Raw genomic sequence first — 24,731 nt, 5'->3', positions numbered from 1 at the left:
GACATGGGACGAGTCACGGAACGACGCAAGGTGATCCGCATCCGGGACGGGGTGGTCTCCGCCCGCCCGGACACGCTCGTCGCCGAGGAACCACTGGAGATCCGGCTCAACGGGAAACCCCTGGCGATCACGATGCGCACCCCGGGCGACGACTTCGCGCTCGCGGCGGGCTTCCTGGTCAGCGAGGGGGTCCTGGGCCGGGCGGACGAACTGCAGAACATCGTCTACTGCGCGGGCGCGACGGTGGACGGCAGCAACACGTACAACGTCGTCGACGTGCGGACCTCGCCCGGCGTCGTCATCCCCGACATCACCCTCGAACGCAACGTGTACACGACGTCGTCCTGCGGGCTGTGCGGCAAGGCCAGCCTGGACGCGGTCCGCACGACGGCCCGCTGGACGATCGACGACACGCACGGCGACACGGCTCCCCCGGTCCGGCTCGGACCCGAACTGCTCGCGAGCCTCCCCGACCGGCTGCGCGCGGCGCAGCGCGTGTTCGACCGGACCGGGGGCCTGCACGCGGCGGCCCTGTTCACCGAGGACGGCGAACTCGTCGACGTCCGCGAGGACGTGGGCCGGCACAACGCGGTCGACAAGCTGGTCGGCCGCGCCCTGCAGAACGGCTCGCTGCCCCTCTCCCGCACGGTGCTGCTCGTGTCGGGGCGCGCCTCCTTCGAGCTGGCGCAGAAGGCGGTGATGGCCGGCATCCCGGTGCTCGCCGCGGTCTCGGCGCCGTCCTCGCTGGCGGTGGACCTGGCCGCCGAGTCGAACCTGACCCTGGTCGGCTTCCTGCGGGGCACCTCCATGAACGTGTACGCGGGCGAGCACCGCGTCGCCCTGCAGGCCGCGGCCGCCCAGGGCTGACCGGTCCTCCCCGCTGCACGGCGGCGGGGCCCCGATCCGGCGGGGYGCGCCCCCTGCGCCGGAGGGGCCCCGCCTCGACCCCGCCGCGGGCGAAGTTCTCGCGGCGCGGCCGTGCGCGCTTCTTGTGAGGTGCCTGGGTGCCCAGTAGCGTCTGTGACGCGCACATAGGACGTGGGATGTCCAGATGTCAGGACGCATGAAGGGCAGGTCGCACCATGTCGTCGAGTCTTCGCGCAGGTCCCGGAGCCGTTTTGCCGTTCAGACCCGGGAGGACCGCCTTACCGGCCCTGGTGACGGCGGTCCTCACCATCACCGCACTGCTCGCACTGCCGGGCACCGGCCACGCCCGGCCGGTGCCCGTCCCCGTGTCGGCACCCGCGCCCGGCCGGGCCGCCGCTGCCGCCCCCTTTGAACAGCAGGTGCTGTTCAAGGCCTCCCAGGACCCCGGGTACGCCTGCTTCCGGATCCCCGCGGTCGTGCGGACGGTCGAGGGCACGCTGCTCGCGTTCGCCGAGGGGCGGGTGAACGACTGCAGCGACGCCGGCGACATAGACCTCGTGCTCAAGCGCTCCACCGACGGCGGCCGCACCTGGGGCCCGCTCCAGGTGATCAACGAGGGCGCCGGGGACACCCACGGCAACCCCGCCCCGGTCGTGGACCGCAGGACGGGCCGGATCGTGCTGGCCGAGACGTGGAACACGGGCCGTACCGACGGCGGCAACTGCGCCGTCCCGTGCGACCGCACCCCGCACCTGCAGCACAGCGACGACGACGGCCGCACCTGGTCCGAACCGCGCGACCTGAGCAACGAGATCCTGCCCGCGCACTGGAACTCCTGGTACGCGACCGGGCCCGTGCACGGCATCCAGCTGACCCGCGGCAAGCACGCCGGCCGGCTCGTGTTCGGCGTCAACACCGAGACCTGGGACGGCACCCGGGTCAGCGCCAACCACGCGGCGCTCGTCGTCAGCGACGACGGCGGGGACCACTGGCGGATCGGGGCGACGGACTCCTACCCGATAGCGGCTGACGGAACGTTCCGTCAGAAGCCGTCCGAGGTGACCGTCACCGAGCGCGCCGACGGCACGGTCCTGGTCAGCGGGCGCGAGCAGGACGGCACCGACCTCGGCCACCGCAGCCAGGCGTTCAGCACCGACGGCGGCGAGAGCTTCGCCGCGCCGTTCCGCGCCCTGCCCGACCTCTACACGCCCCAGGTGCAGGGCTCCACACTGCGCCTGGGCAACCGGCTCCTGCTCGCCTGCCCGGCCGACCCGGACCGCCGCCGCACGATGATGATCCGCTCCTCCTACGACGGCGGGCGCACCTGGGAGAGCGTCGACCGCGGCACGGTGGTCACCACCGACTGGTCCGGCTACTCCGACCTGGTGGACATCGGCGGCGGCGCGGCCGGCCTGCTGTACGAGGGCGGCGCGGTGGACGCGCGCGACGAGATCCGCTTCGCGCGGTTCACCGAGGACTCGCTCGCCCCGCGCCGCGGCCCGGACCCGACCACCGCCGACCTCGCCCCGGGCGCGCCCGGCGCCAAGGTCCTCGGCGGCGCGCGGGAGACGGCGGGCGTGCACGGCGGCGCCCTCGCGTTCGACGGCGCCGACGACGCCGTCCGCCTGCCGTACCGCTCCGGACTGCCGCTGGGCAGCGGGGACTTCACGGCGTCGCTGTGGTTCCGGTACACGGCGACGGCGGGTGAGCAGCCGCTGCTGTGGATGGGCGGGGTCGGCACCACGCAGCCGCAGGTGTGGCTGCGCGGCGAGCCCGCGAACGGCCGGCTCCAGGGCCTGATCACGGCCCGGGAGGGCGGCGGCGCCCCGCGCTCCGCGTCCGTGCGCACGGCGGGCGCGTACAACGACGGGCAGTGGCACCACCTGGCGCTGCGCCGGGGAGCGGGACAGCTCACGCTGTTCGTCGACGGGGCCGTGGCGGGCACGGCGGCCGACGTACCCGGGTCGGTGAGCCGCAACTCCCCGTTCGGGGTGCACGTCGGCCAGAAGCTCGACAGCCGCGCCCACCTCACCGGCGCGATCGACGACGTCCGGGTCCACGACCGGGCGCTGGACGACGACGAGGTGGCCGCACTGCGCGGGGCGGCGGGCGCGGCGACGCCGGACACCGTCCTGTGGCTGCCCATGGACCGGGTGCGCCTGAACCACTAACGTCCCGGGCGTGCCCGACGACGCACGAGCACGACAGCGCACGGGGACCGGGGTCGGTCTGCTCCTGGCCCTGGTCCTCGGTGCGGTGCTGCTCACCGCCGTCCCGGACGGCGACGGCGGGCAGGACGCCTGCCGGGCCCGCACGGTCGCCTCCTGGGCCGCGGACCCGGACGTCACGCAGGAGTTCGCGCGGTACGGGGACGACGCCTCGCGGGCCGACGACTGGACCGGCGGCGACGGTACGCACTCGGTGGAGCTGCCGGACGGGCGGGTGCTGTGGCTCTTCTCGGACACCTACCTCGGCCAGGTGCACCGCCCGCCCAACCCCGCGGGCGAGTCCTACGCCTGGCGGGACACGACCGCCCCGCTGGTGCGCAACTCGGCCGTGGTCATGGAGGACGGCCGGCTGCGGCGCACGCTGCCCGCGCCGCTCTTCGCGGACCCGGCGCCCGGGCAGTGGCGCTGGCCGGTGGCGGCCCGGGTCGAGCCCCGCTCCCCCGGCTCGTCCGAGCAGGTCGTGCGGGTCGTGCTGTGGACCCGCACGGCGGGCGCGTACCCCTGGATCTACGGGGTGCCGACCGCCACCGAGGTCGCCACCCTGTCGCTGCCCGGGCTGCGCCTGGAGGGCGTCACGCGCGTCCTCGACCAGCAGGGGGTCGCGGACCCGGCGCGGCGGGTGCTCTTCGGCACCACCGCGCTGACCCACGACGAGGACTGGACGTACGTCTTCGGGGGCGACGACGCGCGGGCCGCCGCCCGGCCCGCGTCGAACGCGTACGTGGCGCGCGTGCCCCTCGGGCGGCTCGCGGACCCGTCGGCGTGGCGGTACTGGGACGGCGAGCGGTGGAGCATCCCCTCCCACATGCGGCCGGTYCTGGGGGACGGCGGGGCGGGCAGCGCGTTCACGGTGGTCCGGGACCGGGGCACGTACGTCCTGTTCACGATGGCGGCCGGGGCCGAGGGGCTGACGACCGTCACCTCGTACTGGGCGTGCTCCCCGACCGGGCCCTGGCACGGCCCCGGCACGGGCTTCGGCGCGCCGCTGCCGGAGCGGGGGGCAGGGGTGGCGGCGTACAACCCGCAGGCCCATCCGGCGCTCGGGGACGGCCGGCTCGTGCTGAGCTACGACGTCAACTGGCTGGACGCGGACGGCGGGGTGACCGCGCAGGCGCACCTCAGCCGGAACGTCTCCCTGTACCGACCGAGATTCGTGACGCTCCGGCTGGGTCCGGGGTGAGCGACGGCTCCCGCGCCCCGGGGTCGCGGGCGCGGCGCTTGGCGATGACCGCGCAGACCATGAGCTGCATCTGGTGGAAGAGCATGAGCGGCAGCACGGCCAGCGAGGCCTGCGCGCCGAACAGTACGCTCGCCATGGGCAGCCCGGACGCCAGGGACTTCTTCGAGCCGGCGAACTGGATGGCGATGCGGTCCTCCCGGCCGAAGCCGAGCGCCTTGGAGCCGTACCAGGTCAGGGCCAGCATGACGGCGAGCAGGACGGCCTCCACCGCGAGCAGGGCGCCCAGGCGCAGCGGGCTGACCCGCTGCCAGACGCCGTGCACCATGCCCTCGCTGAAGGCGGTGTAGACGACCAGCAGGATCGAGCCGCGGTCCACGAGCCCCAGCACCTTCTTGTGCCGCGCGACGAAGCCCCCGATCCAGCGGCGCAGCAGCTGTCCGGCCAGGAACGGCACCAGGAGCTGGAGCACGATCTCGACGAGGGAGTCCGCGGAGAAGCCGCCCCCGCTGCCGCCGAGGAGCGCGGCGGCCAGCAGCGGGGTGAGCACGATGCCCACCAGGGAGGAGAAGGAGCCCGCGCAGATCGCGGCGGGCACGTTGCCGCGGGCCATGGAGGTGAAGGCGATCGAGGACTGGACGGTCGAGGGCACCAGGGTGAGGAAGAGCAGCCCGGTGTAGAGGGAGTGGTCGAAGAAGACCGGTTCGAGCCCGCGGGCGGCCAGGCCGAGCAGCGGGAACACCAGGAAGGTGCAGGCCAGCACGGTGAGGTGCAGGCGCCAGTGGCGTACGCCGTCCATCGCCTCGCGGGTGGACAGCCGCGCCCCGTAGAGGAAGAAGAGAAAGGCGATCGCTGCGGTGGAGGCGCCGGAGGCGACCTCGGCGCCGGTGCCCCGGGCCGGCAGGAGGGCGGCGAGGCCCACCGTCCCGAGCAGGAGCAGGATGTACGGGTCGATCGGCAGCCAGGACGGCCACTTGAGGCGTTTCACGGTGCTCCGTTGCGGGGTCTTGCCGGTGTTCTCCGGACGGTACGTGCCCTCTCCATCGTCCTCCTCCGGCCCTTGATCGGGAATCCGGTACACCGTTCTGACTGCCATCACGGAGCACGATGACCGGGTAGCCTCGGGCCCGTGTACGACCCCTCGCAGCTGCGTACCTTCCTGGCCGTCGCCCAAACGCTGAGCTTCACGCAGGCCGCCCGGCGACTCGGGCTGCGCCAGTCCACGGTCAGCCAGCACGTGCGCCGCCTGGAGGCCGCCGCGGGCCGGCAGCTGTTCACGCGGGACACCCACTCCGTGGAGCTGACCGAGGACGGCGAGGCGATGCTCGGCTTCGCGCGCCGGATCCTGGAGGCGCACGAGCAGGCCGCGGCGTTCTTCCGCGGGACGCGGCTGCGCGGCCGGCTGCGGTTCGGCGCCTCGGAGGACTTCGTCCTGACACGGCTCAGCGAGGTCCTGGAGGGGTTCCGCCACGACCACCCGGAGGTCGACCTGGAGCTGACGGTCGAGCTGTCGGGCACCCTGCACGAGCACCTGGCCGACGGGCGGCTCGACCTGGTGCTGGCCAAGCGCCGCCCCGGGGACCCGCGCGGCGAGCCGGTGCGGCACGACCGGATGGTGTGGATCGGCGCGGAGCGCCTGCGGCTCGACCCCGACCGGCCGGTGCCGCTGATCGTCTACCCGCCGCCGGGCATCTCGCGGGCCCTGGCCCTGGAGGCGCTGGAGCGCCAGGGCCGGTCCTGGCGCATCGCCTGCACCAGCGGCAGCCTCAACGGCCTGATCGCGGCGGCCCGGGCGGGGCTCGGCGTGATGGCCCACTCGCGCGGCCTGATCCCGCCGGGGCTCGTGCGCGTACCCGACCGGGCGGGCCTGCCGGAGCTGGGCGAGGTGGAGTTCGTGCTGCTCCACGGCAGGCGCCACACGGCGGCGCGGGGCGCCGCCGACGCGCTGGCGGCCTCGATCCTGTCGTCCGGCGACCGGCTGCACCGCACCCGCTGAGGCGGCCCCGCGCAGCGTGCGCGGGCCGTACAGATTCCGTGGAGATTGCGGAACCGGAACTTACGTAAGAGTAAGGACAGCTTCGGGTGAGGTAGCTTTCACGGCGCCGCTGAGCACACGAGGAGCGGGATTGAGCGAGTTCACCAACCCTCCCCTGGCGTCGGCACCGCCGGTGGGCGGCCTGGCAGACGCCGTGTTCGAGCATGCCCAGGAGGACCCCCTGCGCATCGCGCTGGGCCGCAAGGACGAGTCGGGCACCTGGCGGGACGTGACGGCCGCCGAGTTCCGCGACGAGGTCCTCGCACTTGCGAAGGGGCTGCTCGCCCACGGCGTCCGGTTCGGCGACCGCGTCGCGATCATGTCCCGCACGCGCTACGAGTGGACCCTCTTCGACTACGCCCTGTGGTCCGTCGGCGCGCAGGTCGTGCCCCTCTACCCGACCTCGTCGGCCGAGCAGGTCTTCTGGATGCTGCACGACGCGCAGGTGTCGGCGGCGATGGTGGAGCACGAGGACCACGCGATGACCGTGGCCACCGTCATCGACCGGCTGCCGGCGATGCGCAAGCTGTGGCAGCTCGACGCGGGCGCCGTGCAGGAGCTGTACGAGGCGGGCGGGCACCTGGACGACGAGGTGGTGCACCGGCACCGGCGCGCGGTCACCCCGGAGTCGACGGCGACGGTCATCTACACCTCCGGCACCACCGGCCGCCCCAAGGGCTGCGTCCTGTCGCACGCCAACTTCATGTTCGAGACGGACACGGCGATCGGGCGCTGGGAGCCGCTCTTCCACTCCCGGCGCGGCGACGAGGCGGCCACCCTGCTGTTCCTGCCGCTCGCGCACGTCTTCGGGCGGATGGTCCAGGTCGCCGCGGTCCGCGGCAAGGTCAAGTTCGGCCATCAGCCGCAGCTCAACGCGGCCGCCCTGCTGCCCGACCTGGCCGCGTTCCGGCCGACGTTCTTCCTGGCCGTGCCGTACATCTTCGAGAAGGTCTTCAACGCGGCCCGCCGCAAGGCCGAGAAGGAGGGCAGGGGCGGCCCGTTCGAGAAGGCCGTCGAGGTCGCGGTGCGCTACGCGGACGCGGTGGAGGCTAAGGCGTGGGGCACCGGCCCCGGCCCCTCGACCGCACTGCGCATGCAGCACCAGCTCTTCGACAAGCTCGTCTACTCCAGGATCCGGGACGCGATGGGCGGGCGGGTGCGGCACGCGATGTCCGGCGGCTCGGCGATGGACCGGCGCCTCGGCCTGTTCTTCGCGGGCGCGGGCGTGCAGATCTACGAGGGGTACGGGCTCACCGAGTCCACGGCCGCCGCGACCGCCAACCCGCCCGGGCGCACCCGCTACGGGACCGTGGGCCAGCCCATCCCCGGCACGACGGTGCACATCGCGGACGACGGCGAGATCTGGCTGCGCGGCGACAACGTCTTCCAGGGCTACCTCAACGACACCAAGGCCACCGACGCGGCCCTGCACGACGGCTGGCTCGCCACCGGCGACCTGGGCGCGCTGGACGAGGACGGCTACCTCACCATCACCGGGCGCAAGAAGGAGATCCTGGTGACCTCCGGCGGCAAGAGCGTCTCGCCGGGGGTCCTGGAGGAGCGGGTGCGCGACCATCCGCTGGTCGCGCAGTGCATCGTCGTCGGCAACGACCGGCCGTACATCGCGGCGCTGGTCACCCTGGACGGGGAGGCCGTCGAGCACTGGCTGCAGATGCGGGGCAAGGCGGTGCCCGGCCCGGCGGAGCTGGTGCGGGACCCCGACCTGGAGACCGAGGTGCGCCGGGCCGTGGTGGCCGCGAACACCCTGGTCTCCCAGGCCGAGTCGATCCGCACGTTCCGGATACTGGCCCACCAGTTCACCGAGGAGCACGGCCTGCTGACGCCGTCCCTGAAGCTCAAGCGCAAGGCGATCGAGAACGCGTACGCGGCGGAGGTCGCGGCGCTGTACCGCGCGTAGCCGGACCGGGTGCGGCGCAGGAGCCATGCCGGGTCCGGCGCAGGAGCCGGGCCGGGTCCGCGTCCAGTGGTTCAGACCTGTCAGAAGGGGTACTTTCCGGCCGATCTCCCTTTCGTCCGACGAACACACGCAACCGGAATGCACGCCGGCCGGTGATCGTCGACGATGGAGTCATCCGTGACACACCCGACGACCTAAGGATCAACCGCTCGTGAGCAAGGTCCCCTCGATCATCCTGAACAACGGCGTCGAGATGCCCCAGCTGGGCTTCGGTGTCTGGCAGGTGCCGGACGACGAGGCGGAGCGGGCCGTCGCCACCGCGCTGGAGGCCGGGTACCGCAGCATCGACACCGCCGCGGTCTACGGCAACGAGGAGGGCACCGGCAGGGGCCTCGCCTCCTCCGGCATCGCCCGCGAGGAGCTCTTCGTCACCACCAAGCTCTGGAACTCGGAGCAGGGCCACGACTCCACGCTGCGCGCCTTCGACGAGTCCCTGGAGAAGCTGGGCCTGGACTACGTCGACCTGTACCTCATCCACTGGCCGATGCCGGACCGGGACAGGTACATCGACACGTACAAGGCCTTCGAGAAGATCTACTCGGACGGCCGCGCCAAGGCCATCGGCGTCTCCAACTTCCACCAGGAGTACCTGGACAGGCTGATCGACGCGACGTCCGTCGTCCCGGCCGTCAACCAGATCGAGCTGCACCCGCACCTGCAGCAGGCCGCGCTGCGCGAGTACCACGCGCAGCAGGGCATCGCCACCGAGGCCTGGTCCCCGCTGGGTCAGGGCAAGGGCCTGCTGGAGGTCCCGGCGCTCGTGGCCATCGCCCAGAAGCACGGCCGCACCCCGGCCCAGGTCGTCCTGCGCTGGCACATCCAGCTGGGCAACGTGGTGATCCCCAAGTCCGTGACCCCGTCCCGGATCAAGGAGAACATCGACGTCTTCGGCTTCACGCTGGACGACGAGGACATCGCCGCGATCAGCGCCCTGAACGAGGACCGCCGCCTGGGCTCCGACCCGGCGACGGTCAACGACTGACCGCGGCCGCCCGCAGTACGGCACGACGGAGCCGCCGCCCGCACGGATGCGGGCGGCGGCTCCGTCGCGTTCGGCCGATCCGGCACATGTGTGCGTCATGAGCGCGTCCGGTGGCAGGCATACCGGGACGAACCCACCGGAGGAGCCTCGTATGCACATGCGGACCCCGATCCTCGCCGCGGTCGCCGGCGCCGCCCTGCTCGCCCCGGCGCTCCCGGCGGGCGCCGCTCCCGGGCAGGTCCCGCAGGAGCAGCGGGGCCCCGCGGTCACCGCCGCGGCCCTGCTGGCCGAGCTGACCGGGTGCGCGCAGGTCTCGAAGGGCCGCTACCGCACCGACGCCGGGAAGCGGGCCACCGTCCCCGTGTGCGGAAGGAAGGGCGCGGTCTTCTGGAAGGCCAACCTGGACGTCGACTGCGACGGCCAGGTCACCGCCCGGTGCAACCGCCGCTCCGACCCGTGGTTCCAGGCCGGCACCGCCTTCCCGCAGTCCGACGGCAGGCCGCTGAACTCGGAGAAGCTCCCCTACGTCGTCGTCCCCTCCCCCGGCCGCCTGTGGAGATACGCGGACTCGGGCGTCCGGGGCGGCAGCGTGGCCGCGGTGATGTACGAGGGCAGGCTGCGGTACGCGGTGGTCGGGGACACCGGCCCCGCCGACCTCATCGGCGAGGCCTCGTACGCCACCGCCCGGGCCCTGGGCATCGACCCGGACCCGGTGAAGGGCGGAGCCTCATCGGGCGTCACCTACCTCGTCTTCACCGGTTCCCGGGTCACCCCGATCGAGAGCAGGGCTGCCGCGCAGGCCCTCGGCGAGGAGTCGGCGCGGCGGTTCCTGCGCGGCGGCTGAACGCCCGTACGGCCGCTCAGACCGGCTGCCCGACCGGTCGTACGACCACGGTGTTGACGTCGAGCCCGGCCGGCTGCCGGATCGCCCAGACCACCGACTCCGCGATCTGGTCCGCGGTGAGCAGGTGGCCGGGCGGCAGGCTGCCGTAGGTGTCCCAGAACGGGGTCTCGGTGCGGCCGGGCGAGATGAGGGTGACGCCCACGCCGTACTCGGTGACCTGGCGGCGGGTGTTCTCGGCCAGTCCGGTGACGGCCCACTTGGTCGCCCCGTAGATGTTGCCGGGGGTGTGGACGTGCCCGGCGACGCTGCCGACGAGCACGATCCGGCCCCGGGTCTCCTTCAGCCGGTCGATCGACGCGCGGACGAGGAGCGCGGGCCCGAGCACGTTGGTGAGCACCATGTCGCGCCAGCCGGCCGGATCGCCCTCGGCGACGGTGTCGTGCGTGGCGTAGCCGGCGTTGGCGACGACGGTGTCGAGCCGCCCGAACCACTCCACCGTCCTGTCGACCGCGGCCCGCACGTGCTCGTGGTCGGCCGCGTCCCCAGCAATGGTCAGCAGCCCTTCGGGACGGCCCAGTTGCTCGGCGAACCCGCGCAGCCGCTCCTCCCCGCGGCCGGTCACCGTCACCCGGTGCCCGGCGTCGAGCAGGCGCCGGGCCACCGCCGCCCCGATGCCGCTGCCGCCGCCGGTGATGAGTGCGACCGGTGCGTCGCTCATGTGGTCCCCCTGTGGACAGTCGGGTGCCCCCGCGGACGGACCGCGGGTGGCCGAAGTGCCCGGAGTCCATCACTTGGAGCGCACTCGATGTCAACAGGGTTGGTACGTAAGGGACTTACGGCTTCACTCCGACGTGCGCCGTCAGCGCGGTCAGCAGGAAGAGGTCCGGGCGGTGCAGCACGCCCGCCTTGTCGTCCGGGTCGAGGAGCCGGTCGAGGGTGGCGAGGTCGTCGGCGTCGAGCGAGGACGCGAGTCCGTCCCGGCGGTGCCGCAGCTGGGTGGCGACGAACGCCCGCCCCTCGTCGGACAGGGGGGCCGGGAGGTCGAGCAGGAACGTGCGGGTGCCGGCGTGGCGCAGGCCGGCCGAGGTCAGCAGGGCCGGCCAGTCCTCGACCTCCTCGTCGACGGCGCCGGGCAGCTCGGCCCGCATCCGGGCGAACCACTCCTCCTGGACCGCGTCCAGCCTGGCCTGCAGGCCCGGGCGGCCGATGCCGATGACCCGCGGGAGGTAGCGCGCGGGCAGGCCGCCCTCCAGCAGGGCGAGGACCCCGCCCGGCGCGAGCCGCTCGGCGAAGCCGGCGAGGGCGCCCCGCTGGTCACCGACGTGGTGCAGGGACCGGCTGGCCCACAGCAGGTCGGCCGGGTACTCCAGGTCGCCGAGCCCGTCGCCCAGCTCGGCCTCCAGCGTGCCGAAGCGGTCGGCGATCCCGTGGCGGGCGGCCCGGGCGCGGGCCGCCTCCAGGAGGGGCCCGGCCCCGTCCACGGCGACGACCCGGGCCGCCGGGAACGTGTCGGCGAGCAGGCAGGAGATGACACCGGGGCCGCTGCCCGCGTCCACGACCAGTTCGGGATCGGGCCGCAGCTCCCTCAGCCATCCCGCCGCCTGCGCGTAGAGCGGGGTGAACAGCTCGGCCTCCTGCTCCAGCAGGGGGAGCATGCCGGCGAAGTCGACGTGCGTGTGGTCGTGGGAGTGGGTGGGGGCGTGGTCATGGCTGTGACCGTGGTCGTGCCGGTGCTCGTGTCCCATGGCGGCGGCCTCTCGTTCGGATACGCCCACCCTGCAACACACATCCCGGAAACAGCCACCCACCTTGCCAAAATGGCAACGGTTCCCCACGCCTCCTGTCCGGAGGCGCAGGGAACCGCGCACCCTGCGCCCCCCTAGGGGCGCGGGGAACTGCGCAATCTTTTGATCTTTCAGGTGACCGCGCGAAAAGCGAAGGTCACAGAGCCGGATACGCGTTCTTCATGAGCTCCTGGAACTGCGCCGAGAACCATTTCCCGGACAAGGGCGCGTTCGGCAGCGCGCCGGACATGTTGTTGTTGTTCCGCGGGTTGCCGGTGTACGTGGGGTCGCACATCCGGTCGAAGCCCTTGCCCTCGTCGTTGGGGATGGCACTGCTCGACCCGTCCGACTCCCCCGGCGGCTTCATCCACACGTACGCGTCGATCCCGGTCGCCGGTGCCGCCTGCGGCCGCTCGCCGAGGCCCGCTCCGGACTGGTTGCACCAGTTGCCGAGGTGGATGCGGCGGTCGTAGCGCCCGCCGTCGACGTAGGTGTCCACGGTGGTCGTCGGCCCGGCGGCGGTGGGCCGCGCCGTGCCGCCCCATCCGTTGCGGGAGGTGTCGATCAGCATGCCGATGCCGGAGGGGAAGCCGATGGAGACCAGGTGGGTGCGCATGGCCTGCGCGTAGGACTGCTCGTCGACGTAGCGGTTCCAGTCGATCCACTTCGACGTGCGGACCGAGGCCCCGTTCACGGTGTCGTTGATCGTGAAGTGGTTCTCCTTCGTGGCGCTGTAGTTGGCGGTGTTCACGATGAAGCCGTGCACGTCCGCGAGGGTCGCCCCCTCGGCGGAGGCGGCCTCCTTGAAGAGCGCGGCGGACGGCGCCAGGTTGTCGTCCCAGCCGAGCCAGCCGTGGTGTCCGGCGTCCACGTAGTTGTAGACGTTGGGCGCGTCGCCGAGCTTGTTGAGCGCGTAGCCGACGCCCTTGATGTAGTTGCCGTTCGCCTTCATGGTGTCGCAGTTGGGGGTGGCGGTCGCCCGCGGCGAGACGTTGGTGACGAGGTTGGGCAGCGAGTCGATCTCGACGGTGGTCACGATGCGCAGACCCGCGTACTTGGTGTCCTTGAGGATCGCCGCGATCGGGTCGATGTACTGGGTCTTGTACTTGTCGATCTCCGTCGGGCCGAGTTCGCCGTTGGAGGCCAGGGCGGAGCAGTCACGGCCGGGCAGGTTGTAGATGACCAGCTGGACGACCAGTTCGTCCGAGCCCTTCTGCGCCAGCGCCGCGTCCAGGTGGGCGCGCAGGCCCATGCCGCCGTTCACGCCGTTGATCGCGGCGGTCCGGTCGAGCCACACGCCGGTGGGCTGGTTGGCGATCCGGCTGCCGCCGGGTTCGGCGGCGGCGTTCGCCTTCCACTCCGGGTTCACGTACACCTTGGCGCCGGCGTACGGGTTGTCCACCCTGCTGCCCGTTCCCGGATCGGTCGGGTCCGTGGGGTCGGTGGGGTCCGTGCCTCCGTCGTCGACGTTGCAGGCCACCCCGTCGAGGGTGAAGGAGGTGGGCAGCGCGTTGGTGCCGCTGTAGGTGCCGTTGAAGCCGAAGCTCACCGAGGCACCGGTCCCCAGCGAGCCGTTGTAGTTCTCGTTGGCGGCGGTGACGGCGGTCCCGCTCTGGCTGAGCTTCGCGTTCCAGCCGCTGGTGACCTTCTGGTTGCCGGCGTACGACCACTTCACGGACCAACTCGACTTGGTCGCGCTGTTGTTGGTGACCGTCACCGCGGTGGTGAAGCCGGTGTCCCACTGGTTCTGCACCTTGTACTCCACGGTGCAGGGGACGGCGGCGACCGCGCCGGCGTCCGGGGGCGGCGCCGCGGCGGCGGCGCCCGCCGTCCCGGCGACCAGCGCCAGGGCGGCGAGGAGTGCAGTTCTGGTACGGCTCATGTGCACGGTGTCCTATCCGTCGGGGGCGCGCGGGGGTACGCGCGGCCCGGTGCCGAACGACGTGGAGGTGCCGTCGCGGGGGAGCTCGGGGCCGGTCCGGAGGTGGTGCTGTCCCAGGTGTTCCGGGTCCGGCCCGGGCAGGAAGGTGCGCATGCCGAGGCACGTCATGACACGGCCGGTGCAGGAGTGCGGCGCCGCCGACCCTCGGGAAGGCGTGCGCGGGGGTGTCGCCTGAGCGGACTCCTCGCAGTCCGGTCGCGCCGTGACGGACGCGTCGACTGGTGGAACCGCTCCCACTGTGCGGATGAAGGTAGCGCCAAGTGAAGCGGAGCGACAGAGGGGGTGCACTCTTGATCTATCGAATCATTTCGACTCTTCAAGCACCTTGACCCCTTGCACCCCCTTCTTCAATATGGGAGCGCTCCCACTGGTTCAAGGCTTGTCGCTCCTCCCCCCGTCTCCGAGGCGCAAGGAAGAGGAACCAGAACATGGCACCCAGACATCACCGCCGTGCACGGCGGATGTGGACCGCCGTGGTGGCGGCCCTCGCGCTCCCGCTGGCGATGCTGACGACCGGTACGACTCCCGCACAGGCGGCGGCGGTTCAGTGCAGCGTCGACTACAGAACCAATGATTGGGGTTCCGGTTTCACCGCTGAACTCACCCTCACCAACCGCGGCACGGAGACGATCAGCGGCTGGACCCTGACCTACGCCTACGCCGGCAACCAGCAGCTCAGCAGCGGCTGGAGCGGCACCTGGTCGCAGTCGGGGAAGACGGTGACCGCACGGAACGCGTCCTGGAACGGGACGATCGCGGCCGGCGCCGCTGTGACGACCGGCGCCCAGTTCACCTACAGCGGCACCAACGCCGCACCCACCTCGTTCGCGATCAACGGCACGACCTGCGCGGGCGCCCACCAGCCGCCCGTCACGGTGCTGACCAGCCCCGCCGCGGGCGCCGTCTACTCGCAGGGCACCGCGGTCCCGCTCGCCGCGACCGCCGCGGCGGCGGACGGCGCGACGATCGGCAAGGTCGAGTTCTACGACGACACGACCCTGCTGGGCACCGACACCAGCGCGCCCTACTCGCTTTCGGCCACTGGCTTGACCGTGGGCAGTCATTCTCTGCTCGCGAAGGCGTACGACAGCCTGGGCGCGTCGGCGGAGTCCACCCCGGTCGGCATCACGGTCGCCTCGGGTCCCGCCGTGGTGGTCTCGCCGACCCAGCTCGGCGTCCAGCAGGGCAAGACGGGCACGTACGACGTGAAGCTCTCCACCCAGCCCTCGGCGAACGTGACCGTGGCGACCGCCCGCGCGAGCGGCAACACGGGGCTGTCCGTCACCGGCGGGGCGTCGCTCACCTTCACCCCCTCGAACTGGAACACGGCGCAGAAGGTGACGGTCACGGCCGCGGCCTCCGGCACCGGATCGGCCGTCTTCGAGTCGACGGCCACCGGGCACGCGAAGGCCGCGGTCACCGTCACCCAGCTCGCCGCGTCCAAGGAGTACGACGCCCGCTTCCTGGAGCTCTACGGGAAGATCACCGATCCGGCGAACGGCTACTTCTCGCCCGAGGGCATCCCGTACCACTCGGTGGAGACCCTGATCGTCGAGGCGCCCGACCACGGGCACGAGACGACGTCGGAGGCGTACAGCTACCTGCTGTGGCTGCAGGCCATGTACGGCAAGGTGACGGGCGACTGGTCGAAGTTCAACGGCGCCTGGGAGATCATGGAGAAGTTCATGATCCCCACGCACGCCGACCAGCCGACCAACTCGTTCTACAACGCCTCGAAGCCGGCCACGTACGCGCCCGAGCTGGACACCCCGAACGAGTACCCGGCGCAGCTGGACTCGGGGGTCTCCGTCGGCCCGGACCCGATCGCCGCCGAGCTGAGGAGCGCGTACGGCACGGACGACGTGTACGGCATGCACTGGCTGCAGGACGTGGACAACGTCTACGGCTACGGCAACGCGCCGGGCAAGTGCGAGGCGGGCCCGTCCGACACCGGCCCCTCCTACATCAACACCTTCCAGCGCGGGGTGCAGGAGTCGGTGTGGGAGACGGTGCCGCAGCCGACCTGTGACGCCTTCAAGTACGGCGGCACCAACGGCTACCTGGACCTGTTCACCAAGGACGCCTCGTACGCCAGGCAGTGGAAGTTCACCAACGCCCCCGACGCCGACGCGCGCGCCGTGCAGGCCGCGTACTGGGCGGACGTCTGGGCCGAGGCGCAGGGCAAGGGCTCCGAGGTGTCGGCGACCGTCGGCAAGGCCGCCAAGATGGGCGACTACCTCCGCTACTCCATGTACGACAAGTACTTCAAGAAGATCGGCAACTGCGTGGGGCCGACGGCCTGCCCGGCGGGCACCGGCAAGGACGCCTCGCACTACCTGCTCAACTGGTACTACGCGTGGGGCGGCGCCACCGACTCCTCGGCGGGCTGGGCCTGGCGCATCGGTTCCAGCCACACCCACGGCGGCTACCAGAACCCGCTGGCCGCCTACGCCCTCAGCTCGTACGCCGACCTGAAGCCCAAGTCGGCGACGGGACAGGCCGACTGGGCCAAGTCCCTGGACCGGCAGCTGGAGTTCTACCGCTGGCTGCAGTCCAGCGAGGGGGCCATCGCGGGCGGCGCCACCAACAGCTGGCAGGGCCGCTACGCGACACCGCCCTCGGGGACGCCGACCTTCTACGGCATGTTCTACGACGAGAAGCCGGTCTACCACGACCCGCCGTCCAACCAGTGGTTCGGCTTCCAGGCGTGGTCGATGGAGCGGGTCGCGGAGTACTACCAGCAGACGGGTGACGCGGACGCCAAGGTCGTCCTCGACAAGTGGGTCGACTGGGCGCTGTCCGAGACCACGGTCAACCCCGACGGCTCCTTCCGCATCCCCAGCACCCTCCAGTGGTCGGGCAAGCCGGACACCTGGAACGCGTCGAGTCCCGGCGGCAACACGGGACTCCACGTCACCGTCGCCGACTACACGAACGACGTCGGGGTGGCGGCCGCGTACGCCAAGACCCTGACGTACTACGCCGACCGGTCCGGTGACACCGAGGCGCGCACGACGGCCAAGGCGCTGCTGGACGGCATGTGGGCGAACGACCAGGACGCGCTGGGCGTGGCCGTCCCGGAGACCCGCGCCGACTACAACCGGTTCGACGACTCCGTGTACGTCCCGAGCGGGTGGTCCGGCAGGATGCCGAACGGGGACGCGATCAACTCGTCGTCGACGTTCGACTCGATCCGGTCCTTCTACGAGGACGACCCGGCGTGGTCGAAGATCGAGGCGTACCTGGCCGGCGGGGCCGCGCCCTCCTTCACCTATCACCGGTTCTGGGCCCAGGCGGACATCGCGCTCGCCATGGGCGCGTACGCGGAGCTCCTCGAATAGCCGGGCGCTCCGCCGAGCGCTCCTGAGGGGCCCGTATGCACCCGGGCCCCTGAGGGACCCGGGTGCACCCGGCCGGACGGCTCCACCCCCACGGGGCCGTCCGGTCCCACGCCCTTCTCCTCACGAAAGGGACCCCCACCGTGCGAAGATCCTCCGTCCTCACCGTCGTGCTCGGGCTCGCGGCCGGGCTGCTGGCCGGTACGCCGCCCGCGCAGGCGGTGGAGGGGCGCGCCCCGGCGGCCGCGGTCGCCGCAGACACGTACACCTGGAAGAACGCCCGCATCGACGGTGGCGGCTTCGTGCCCGGCATCGTGTTCAACCGGTCCGAGAAGAACCTCGCGTACGCCCGCACCGACATCGGCGGCGCCTACCGCTGGCAGGAGGCGTCCAAGAGCTGGACCCCGCTGCTGGATTCGGTCGGCTGGGAGCGCTGGGGGCACACCGGGGTGGTGAGCCTCGCCTCCGACCCGGTGGCGCCGAGCAAGGTGTACGCCGCCGTCGGCACGTACACCAACAGCTGGGACCCGGACGACGGGGCCGTGCTCAGGTCCGCCGACCGGGGCGCGACCTGGCAGAAGGCCGACCTGCCCTTCAAGCTGGGCGGCAACATGCCCGGGCGCGGCATGGGCGAGCGGCTCGCGGTCGATCCGCACCGCAACAGCGTGCTGTACCTGGGCGCGCCGAGCGGCAAGGGCCTGTGGCGGTCCACCGACTCGGGGGCCTCCTGGTCGCAGGTGACGAGCTTCCCGAACCCCGGGAACTACGTACAGGATCCGACCGACACGAGCGGATACGCCTCCGACAACCAGGGCATCGCCTGGGTCACCTTCGACGAGTCGAGCAGCACCGGCACGGACGCCACGAAGACCGTCTACGTCGGGGTGGCCGACAAGGACAACGCGGTCTACCGCTCGACCGACGCGGGCGTGACCTGGTCGCGGCTGGCCGGGCAGCCGACCGGGTACCTGGCCCACAAGGGCGTCCTGGACGCGGAGAACGGCTACCTGTACCTCGCGTACAGCGACAAGGGCGGCCCGTACGACGGCGGGAAGGGCCGGCTGTGGCGGTACGCGACGGCGACCGGCGCCTGGACGGACATCAGCCCGGCCGCGGAGGCCGACACCTACTACGGCTTCAGCGGACTGACGGTCGACCGGCAGAAACCGGGGACGGTGATGGCGACGGCGTACAGCTCCTGGTGGCCGGACACGCAGATCTTCCGCTCCACCGACAGCGGCGGCACCTGGACGAAGGCCTGGGACTACACCTCGTACCCCGACCGCTCGAACCGCTACACCATGGACGTGTCGTCCTCGCCCTGGCTGACGTGGGACGCGCATCCGTCGCCACCCGAGCAGACGCCCAAACTGGGGTGGATGACCGAGGCGCTGGAGATCGACCCGTTCGACTCCTCCCGCATGATGTACGGAACCGGGGCGACGATCTACGGGACCGAGGACCTGGGCCAGTGGGACAGCGGCGGCCGGTTCACCATCAAACCGATGGTGCGGGGCCTGGAGGAGACGGCGGTCAACGACCTGGCCGCTCCCCCGTCCGGCGGCGCCCAACTCCTCAGCGCGCTCGGTGACATCGGCGGCTTCCGGCACACGGACCTCACCGAGGTCCCTTCGATGATGTTCACCTCGCCGAACTTCACCACCACGACGAGCCTCGACTTCGCGGAGTCGAACCCGGGGATCGTGGTGCGGGCGGGCAACCTTGACTCGGGGCCGCACGTGGCGTTCTCGACGGACAACGGCGCCAACTGGTTCGCGGGCACCGACCCCTCGGGCGTGAGCGGCGGCGGCACGGTCGCCGCGGCCTCCGACGGGAGCCGGTTCGTGTGGAGCCCGGAGGGCGCGGGCGTGCACCACACGACCGGGTTCGGCACCTCGTGGTCGGCGTCCAGCGGCATCCCGGCCGGCGCGGTCGTGGAGTCGGACCGGTCCGACCCGAAGACGTTCTACGGCTTCAAATCCGGAAAGTTCTACGTGAGTTCGGACGGCGGCGCGACCTTCACCGCCTCCTCTGCGACCGGGCTGCCGAGCGGCGACAGCGTCCGCTTCAAGGCGCTGCCCGGCACGAAGGGCGACGTCTGGCTGGCGGGCGGGGCGAGCGACGGGGCGTACGGGCTGTGGCACTCCACGGACGGCGGCGCGACCTTCGCCAAGCTGCCGGGCGTCGAGCAGGCGGACACGATCGGCTTCGGCAAGGCGGCGGCCGGCGCCTCGTACCAGACGCTCTACACCAGCGCGAAGATCGGCGGGGTGCGCGGCATCTTCCGCTCCACCGACAAGGGCGCGACCTGGACCCGCATCAACGACGACGCCCACCAGTGGGGCTGGACGGGCGCGGCGATCACGGGCGACCCGCGCGTCTACGGCCGCGTGTACGTGTCGACGAACGGCCGCGGGGTCGTCTACGGCGACGCGGGGGACGGCGAGGGCGGCGGTACGGACCCGACGCCGACCGGTGCCTGCGCGGTCACGTACGAGATCACCAACCAGTGGCCGGGCGGCTTCCAGGCGGACGTCCGGCTGTCCAACACGGGCACGACGGCGTGGACCGGCTGGTCCTTGGGCTGGTCGTTCCCCGACGGCCAGACCGTCACCCGGGCCTGGAACGCCACGTCCACCCAATCCGGAACGGCGGTCACGACGAAGAACCTGAGCTGGAACGCGAACGTGGCGCCCGGCTCGTCCGTGTCCTTCGGCTTCACCGGCACCTGGACGACCACGAACACCGCACCACGGACGTTCACACTCGAAGACCGGTCCTGCCCGGCGCCCTGACACCCGGGCAGGACGGAGGGGAGGGCGCGGACCCGATCAGGTCCGCGCCCTCCTTGTGTGTTCTGCCTCCTACGGCGTGTAGATCGTCGGGCGGGGGGCCGTTCGCATGTTGTTGCCTATGTGGAAGCTCGGGTGCGGGGGCTGGTTGTATGCCGTGTTCTGCCACGCGATGCCCGTGCGGTACATCGTGTCGTGGAGCAGGGTCGTGATGCGTGTCGTGGTCTCGGTCGGGGTCGAGTAGATGCGCAGGGCCGTGTTGTCGGTGGTCGCCCACACCACCTCCTCGCGCCAGTCGCCGAAGAGGTCGCCCGAAAGGGCCGGGGTCGCCTTGGTGCCGTTGTTGGAGTGGACCGAGGCGCCCGTCAGCAGGCGGGTGTCGGACGACGTGCCGTACTTGTCGATGTGGGTGCCGTCGAGGAGTTCGCGCGTGGTGTCCCCGTCCCACCAGGACAGGAAGTTGGCGGAGGACGGTTCGCGGCCCTTGGTCGCGCCCGCCTCGTCGCGGATCGAGGTGTCGGAGGCCGACCACACCTCCGCGCCGTCGTTGCCCGCGTAGACGTCCCCGGCCACTCCCCTGCCGTTGTCGCAGCAGGCGGCGAGCTGCCAGCGGATCGCCCCGTTGGCCGGGTTGATGTACAACTCGGCGGGCTGGGAGGTGGATTCGGAGACCTTGAAGTATTCGAGGCCGGCCGTCGCCGGGTCGAGGTCGCCCAGGTGCTGGGCGTCGCCGTGCCCGGTCCGCGTCGTCCACAGGCCGTTGCCGTTGTCGTCGACGGCCATCGCCCCGTACACGATCTCGTCCTTGCCGTCGTTGTCGACGTCCCCGACGGAGAGGCTGTGCGAGCCCTGGCCGTCGTAGCCCTTTCCGGTGTTGGTCGAGGAGTTGGTGTCGAAGGTCCAGCGCCGGGTGAATGCCCCGTTCCGCCAGTCCCAGGCCGCGATCACCGAGCGCGTGTAGTAGCCGCGCGCCATGACGAGGGAGGGGCGGGCGCCGTCCAGGTAGGCGGTGCCGGCCAGGAACCGGTCCACGCGGTTGCCGTAGGAGTCGCCCCAGGACGAGACCGTGCCCCGCGCCGGGACGTAGTCCACCGTCCCCATCGCCCGGCCCGTCTGGCCGTTGAACATGGTCAGGTACTCGGGGCCGGTCAGGACGTATCCGCTGGAGTTGCGGTGGTCGGCGGAGGCGCTGCCGATGACCGCGCCCGTCCCGTCGACCGTGGCGTCGGCGGTCTTCGCGGCAACCTCCGCTCTGCCGTCGCCGTCGTAGTCGTACACCTGGAACTGCGTGTAGTGCGCGCCCGAGCGGATGTTCCGACCGAGGTCAAGACGCCACAGCCGGGTGCCGTCCAGCTTGATCCCGTCGAGGATCGTGTTGCCGGTGTAGCCGGACTGCGAGTTGTCCTTGGCGTTGGTGGGCTGCCACTTCAGGACGAAGTCGAGCGCGCCGTCGCCGTCGAGGTCGCCGACCGAGGCGTCGTTGGCCTCGTAGGTGTACGCGACGCCGTCGGGGGTGGTGCCGCCTGCGGGCGGGCTGATCGGCACGTCCTTGTATCCGGTGCGGAACTGGATCGCGTGCACGGAGTCGGCCTGCTCGACGCCGCCGACGATCGCGCGGACCGTGTAGTCGGCCTGGGCGGGGCCGCCGGAGTGGAAGTAGTTCGTCGAGCCCGTGACCGGGGACGCGTTGACCTTCGTACCGGCCCGGTAGACGTTGAACGACACGTCGTCCGGGTCGGTGCCGAGCCAGCGCCAACCGACCAGGTTGCCCGCGTCGGTGTGGACGCTGACGACGCCCCGGTCGAGCTTCTCGGCCTGGCGCGCGGTCGCGGCCTGCGCCGGTGGAGCGGTGAGCGTGGTGAGCCCGGCGGCGGCGAGGGCGCCGGCCAGCACGGTGGAGAGGAGGGGACGGGGGAAGAGGAGGAAGCGGGGACGGGTGGTGCCGTGTCTGCGGTGCGGGTGCTGCACGGTGGGTACCTCCCTGGGGGGCAGACGGGTTCTGTCCCCTCGGTCGCCGCCGCGGGCACGGGAGTTGCCGCCTTTCGGCAAGCGCTCTCTACGTTCCGTACGTGCGGGCCAGCGCCGCCACCGTGGCCGCGATCCGCGCGCGCAGCTCCGCCGGCTCCAGCACCTCGACGTCCGTACCGAGCCGCAGGAACTCGCCGTGGGCGTGCTCGACGGACTCGATCGGCACGGTCGCCCGGGTCCAGCCGTCGGCCTCCGTGACCCCGCGGGCGCGCACCGCCTCCCCCGCCGCCCCGGTGAGGCGGGCGCCGGGCGCCAGCCGGACCACCGCCTCGGCCCGGTGCAGGCGCTCGTGGAAGTCCCGCTGGTACCCGGCCCAGTACGCGCCGAGGTCGAACCCCGCCGGCCGCTCGAACTCCTCGTCCGACGCCTCCAGTTGCAGGATCCGGTCGACCCGGTACGTACGCGGTCCCGGGCCCGCGACCACGTACCAGCGGCCCGCCTTCAGGACCAGTCCGTACGGTTTGAGGCGGCGCCGCACGTCGGTCGGCTCGCGCCAGCGGCGGTACAGGACGTGCAGGACCCTGCCGTTCCAGACGGCGTCGGCCACGGCCGGCAGGTGCGGGAGGGCCGCGCCGCCGGTGTCGGCGTACCAGCCGGGCGCGTCCAGGTGGAAGCGGCCGCTGATCCGGTCGGCGTGCGCGCGCAGCTCCTTCGGGAGCGCGGCCCGCACCTTGAGCTGCGCTGCGGCCAGCAGCGGGCCGAGTCCGAGTTCGGCGGCGGGACCCGGCGCACCCGCCAGGAACAGGGCCTCGGCCTCGCCCGCGGTGAGGCCGGTCAGGCGGGTGCGGTAGCCGTCGAGGAGCCTGTACCCGCCCGCGTGCCCGGCGTCCCCGTACAGCGGGACACCGGCCGCGCCCAGCGCCTCGGCGTCCCGGTAGACCGTGCGCACCGAGACCTCCAGCTCGGCCGCGAGCTCGGCAGCGGTCATCCGGCCCCGGGTCTGGAGCAGCAGCAGGAGGGAGACGAGGCGGGCCGATCTCATCGCACCACCCTGACAGGTTCCACTGACAGGAGGTGTCAGTGGAACGGGCCTAGCGTCCCCCCATGGCCTTCCAGGAGAAACTGCTGACCGTGCCGCCGCCCGTCGAGGTGGCGGGCCGGCGGATCAAGCGCTACCACGTCACCGCCGACCCGGCCGGCATCGCGCCCGACGTCGAGAGGGCGGCGTACGCGATGCTGCCGAAGCTGCTTCCGGTGGCGGACGGCACCCCGCCCGCCACGTTCGTCGTCCTGCACCGGGGCGGCGACGACGGCGCGTACCTCAACGCGTACAGCTGGGTGTGGGACAACGTCCTGCACTTCCGGGCCGCCGTGGCGGGGCAGCCCGTGCTCGACTGCCCGGACCGCGACCCCACCCACTTCGTCGTCCTGGAGCGGCCGTGGATCGGCTGTGTCTGGGAGCTGCCGCCGATCCTGCACGAACGCGACGCCTGGGTACGGCACATGCTCGCGCCCGGCGTCCCGGACCTGGACGCCTACCTGGCCGACAGTCTGCCCGGGGGCACGACGGGAGACACGGGCGTGGCCGGGCTGGGCTCGGGCCGACGGCCCGGACCCTGACCGCCGGCCCGGATCCTGGCTACCGGGGCGGGCCCGGCTTGCGGAACGCCCGTAGCCGGAACTCCGGTTCCGCGCGCGGGACGTGCGGGTCCGGGAGCTGTTCCAGGCGGGCCGCGAGCCGTTCGGTGAGCGATTCGCCCGGCGGCAGCAGGGTGTACCAGCCGCGGCGCACGTCGGCCGCCGCCTGCAGCGGCGTCCGGCCCTGGCCGTGGCCGCGGAAGCTCGCCGCCCCCGCGGGGAGCAGCGCGTGCCGGCCGGCGTACGACGCCACCAGGTCCGGGCGGTCGCGGGCGGTGCGGCGCGGACGCGGCGCCATCACGGCGTCGATGTCGCTGCCCACGTCGTGCGAGGCGGCCTTGTCGACGGTGGTGACGAAGACACCGCCGGGGCGCAGCACCCGGGCCGCCTCCGCGACGGCCCGTTCGGCGTCGTCCATGAGGTGCAGCAGCCAGATCGCCGACACGGCGTCGAACGAGGCGGCGGGGAAGGGCAGGCGGCGCACGTCGGCGAGCACGATCCGGCCCGGCACCCGTTCGGCGGCCCGCCGCAGCATGCCGCACGCCGCGTCGGCGCCGATCACGCAGAGGTCGGCCGCCGCGAGCCGGCGGGTCACGGTGCCGGTGCCGCAGGCCGCGTCCAGGAGCGTGGCCGTGCCCTCGGGGATCAGCCCGAGCACGGCGGCCGCGGCCGCGGCGGCCCGGGGTTCGCCGCCGCGGGACGCGTCGTACCGCTCGGCCTCCTCGTCGTAGTCGAACACCGGCCGCTCAGCTCGCGCCGTGCCCGGCGGCGAGCCCTTCGACCCGGACGGCCAGCTCGAAGTCCTTCTCGGTGACGGCACCGCCCACGCTGTGCGTGTGCACGGCCAGGACGACGGAGTCGTAGCCGAGCGTGAGGTCGGAGTGGTGGTCCAGCTCCTCCTGCACCTGGGCGATGTGCACGACCAGCGCGACCGCCGCGAAGTGCGAGCCGAGCCGGTAGGTGCGGCTGATCCTGTCGCCGTCGAGCGACCAGCCGGGCAGCTCCGCGAGCCGGTCCTCGATGTCCTTCTGCGACAGCGGTTCGAGGGGCATGGTCGCGCTCCTTCCCTGAGGTCCGGTCCCGAGGTCCGGCCCTGACGTTCGGCGGCGTCCGGGGGTTTCGCGTTCCCGGCGCCCTCAGCGTCCCACAGACCGGCTC

At 72.4% G+C, this 24,731-nt stretch carries 18 protein-coding genes; 10 read left to right on the top strand and 8 right to left on the bottom strand.

Annotated elements, in window-relative coordinates; genetic code table 11:
- Window positions 1-3 precede the first annotated feature (3 nt).
- The 3 genes from fdhD (at window position 4) to FGF04_RS27095 (ending at window position 4,275) form a co-directional block, all read left to right on the top strand.
- Window positions 4-867, top strand: a complete 864-nt coding sequence (gene fdhD, locus FGF04_RS27105) for a formate dehydrogenase accessory sulfurtransferase FdhD (protein ID WP_149513976.1) — start codon at window positions 4-6, stop codon at window positions 865-867.
- 215 nt (window positions 868-1,082) lie between these two features.
- Window positions 1,083-3,038, top strand: coding sequence for an exo-alpha-sialidase (locus FGF04_RS27100; RefSeq protein WP_149513975.1), 1,956 nt, complete (start codon window positions 1,083-1,085; stop codon window positions 3,036-3,038).
- A gap of 10 nt (window positions 3,039-3,048) precedes the next feature.
- Window positions 3,049-4,275: a DUF4185 domain-containing protein gene (locus tag FGF04_RS27095; RefSeq protein ID WP_149513974.1), complete on the top strand. Its 1,227-nt coding sequence runs from the start codon at window positions 3,049-3,051 to the stop codon at window positions 4,273-4,275.
- Here FGF04_RS27095 and FGF04_RS27090 read toward each other — a convergent pair.
- Window positions 4,214-5,260 carry a bile acid:sodium symporter family protein gene (locus tag FGF04_RS27090; RefSeq protein WP_149513973.1) on the bottom strand — a complete coding sequence of 349 codons (1,047 nt, stop codon included), beginning with the start codon at window positions 5,258-5,260 and terminating at the stop codon, window positions 4,214-4,216. The genes FGF04_RS27095 and FGF04_RS27090 overlap by 62 nt on opposite strands.
- A gap of 141 nt (window positions 5,261-5,401) precedes the next feature.
- Here FGF04_RS27090 and FGF04_RS27085 point away from each other — a divergent pair, with 141 nt between their 5' ends.
- The 4 genes from FGF04_RS27085 to FGF04_RS27070 all read left to right on the top strand — a co-directional run bounded on the left by FGF04_RS27085 (window position 5,402) and on the right by FGF04_RS27070 (window position 10,111).
- Window positions 5,402-6,268, top strand: coding sequence for a LysR substrate-binding domain-containing protein (locus FGF04_RS27085; protein ID WP_149513972.1), 867 nt, complete (start codon window positions 5,402-5,404; stop codon window positions 6,266-6,268).
- A 130-nt stretch (window positions 6,269-6,398) separates the two neighbouring features.
- The gene (locus FGF04_RS27080) at window positions 6,399-8,225 is read left to right on the top strand and encodes an AMP-dependent synthetase/ligase (protein WP_149513971.1); all 1,827 of its coding nucleotides are present in this window, start codon (window positions 6,399-6,401) and stop codon (window positions 8,223-8,225) included.
- 253 nt (window positions 8,226-8,478) lie between these two features.
- Complete coding sequence (locus FGF04_RS27075; protein ID WP_149514383.1) at window positions 8,479-9,267, top strand: aldo/keto reductase; 789 nt, start codon at window positions 8,479-8,481, stop codon at window positions 9,265-9,267.
- Between the two features lie 151 nt (window positions 9,268-9,418).
- Window positions 9,419-10,111, top strand: a complete 693-nt coding sequence (locus tag FGF04_RS27070; protein ID WP_149513970.1) for a glycoside hydrolase family 75 protein — start codon at window positions 9,419-9,421, stop codon at window positions 10,109-10,111.
- Window positions 10,112-10,127: 16 nt separating this feature from the next.
- Here the strand turns inward: FGF04_RS27070 and FGF04_RS27065 are convergent, their stop codons facing one another.
- From FGF04_RS27065 to FGF04_RS27055, 3 genes are all read right to left on the bottom strand, one after another.
- Window positions 10,128-10,829, bottom strand: a complete 702-nt coding sequence (locus tag FGF04_RS27065; protein ID WP_149513969.1) for an SDR family oxidoreductase — start codon at window positions 10,827-10,829, stop codon at window positions 10,128-10,130.
- Between the two features lie 115 nt (window positions 10,830-10,944).
- Entirely contained in the window at window positions 10,945-11,856 is a 912-nt protein-coding gene (locus FGF04_RS27060) for a class I SAM-dependent methyltransferase (protein WP_149513968.1), read from the bottom strand.
- Between the two features lie 196 nt (window positions 11,857-12,052).
- Window positions 12,053-13,777: a glycoside hydrolase family 6 protein gene (locus tag FGF04_RS27055; protein ID WP_149513967.1), complete on the bottom strand. Its 1,725-nt coding sequence runs from the start codon at window positions 13,775-13,777 to the stop codon at window positions 12,053-12,055.
- A 488-nt stretch (window positions 13,778-14,265) separates the two neighbouring features.
- On the opposite strand from FGF04_RS27055, the gene FGF04_RS27050 reads away from it, so the two are divergent.
- Both FGF04_RS27050 and FGF04_RS27045 read left to right on the top strand, forming a co-directional pair.
- On the top strand, window positions 14,266-17,178 hold the full coding sequence (locus FGF04_RS27050; protein WP_149513966.1) for a glycoside hydrolase family 48 protein: 2,913 nt from the start codon (window positions 14,266-14,268) through the stop codon (window positions 17,176-17,178).
- A gap of 140 nt (window positions 17,179-17,318) precedes the next feature.
- Window positions 17,319-19,970 carry a cellulose binding domain-containing protein gene (locus FGF04_RS27045; protein WP_149513965.1) on the top strand — a complete coding sequence of 884 codons (2,652 nt, stop codon included), beginning with the start codon at window positions 17,319-17,321 and terminating at the stop codon, window positions 19,968-19,970.
- Between the two features lie 69 nt (window positions 19,971-20,039).
- On the opposite strand, the gene FGF04_RS27040 is transcribed toward FGF04_RS27045, so the two are convergent.
- Window positions 20,040-21,935, bottom strand: a complete 1,896-nt coding sequence (locus FGF04_RS27040; protein WP_149513964.1) for a rhamnogalacturonan lyase — start codon at window positions 21,933-21,935, stop codon at window positions 20,040-20,042.
- 88 nt (window positions 21,936-22,023) lie between these two features.
- Window positions 22,024-22,977, bottom strand: coding sequence for a helix-turn-helix transcriptional regulator (locus tag FGF04_RS27035; RefSeq protein ID WP_149513963.1), 954 nt, complete (start codon window positions 22,975-22,977; stop codon window positions 22,024-22,026).
- Between the two features lie 62 nt (window positions 22,978-23,039).
- Here FGF04_RS27035 and FGF04_RS27030 point away from each other — a divergent pair, with 62 nt between their 5' ends.
- Window positions 23,040-23,555 carry a hypothetical protein gene (locus tag FGF04_RS27030; protein WP_149513962.1) on the top strand — a complete coding sequence of 172 codons (516 nt, stop codon included), beginning with the start codon at window positions 23,040-23,042 and terminating at the stop codon, window positions 23,553-23,555.
- A gap of 19 nt (window positions 23,556-23,574) precedes the next feature.
- Here the strand turns inward: FGF04_RS27030 and FGF04_RS27025 are convergent, their stop codons facing one another.
- The gene (locus FGF04_RS27025) at window positions 23,575-24,312 is read right to left on the bottom strand and encodes a class I SAM-dependent methyltransferase (RefSeq protein WP_149513961.1); all 738 of its coding nucleotides are present in this window, start codon (window positions 24,310-24,312) and stop codon (window positions 23,575-23,577) included.
- A gap of 7 nt (window positions 24,313-24,319) precedes the next feature.
- Window positions 24,320-24,625, bottom strand: coding sequence for a 4a-hydroxytetrahydrobiopterin dehydratase (locus tag FGF04_RS27020; RefSeq protein WP_149513960.1), 306 nt, complete (start codon window positions 24,623-24,625; stop codon window positions 24,320-24,322).
- Window positions 24,626-24,731: the final 106 nt, after the last annotated feature.

Origin of the sequence: Streptomyces apricus (assembly GCF_008369065.1) — a bacterium.
Lineage (GTDB): Bacteria > Actinomycetota > Actinomycetes > Streptomycetales > Streptomycetaceae > Streptomyces > Streptomyces apricus.
This window is presented reverse-complemented; position numbering and strand designations above follow the sequence as displayed.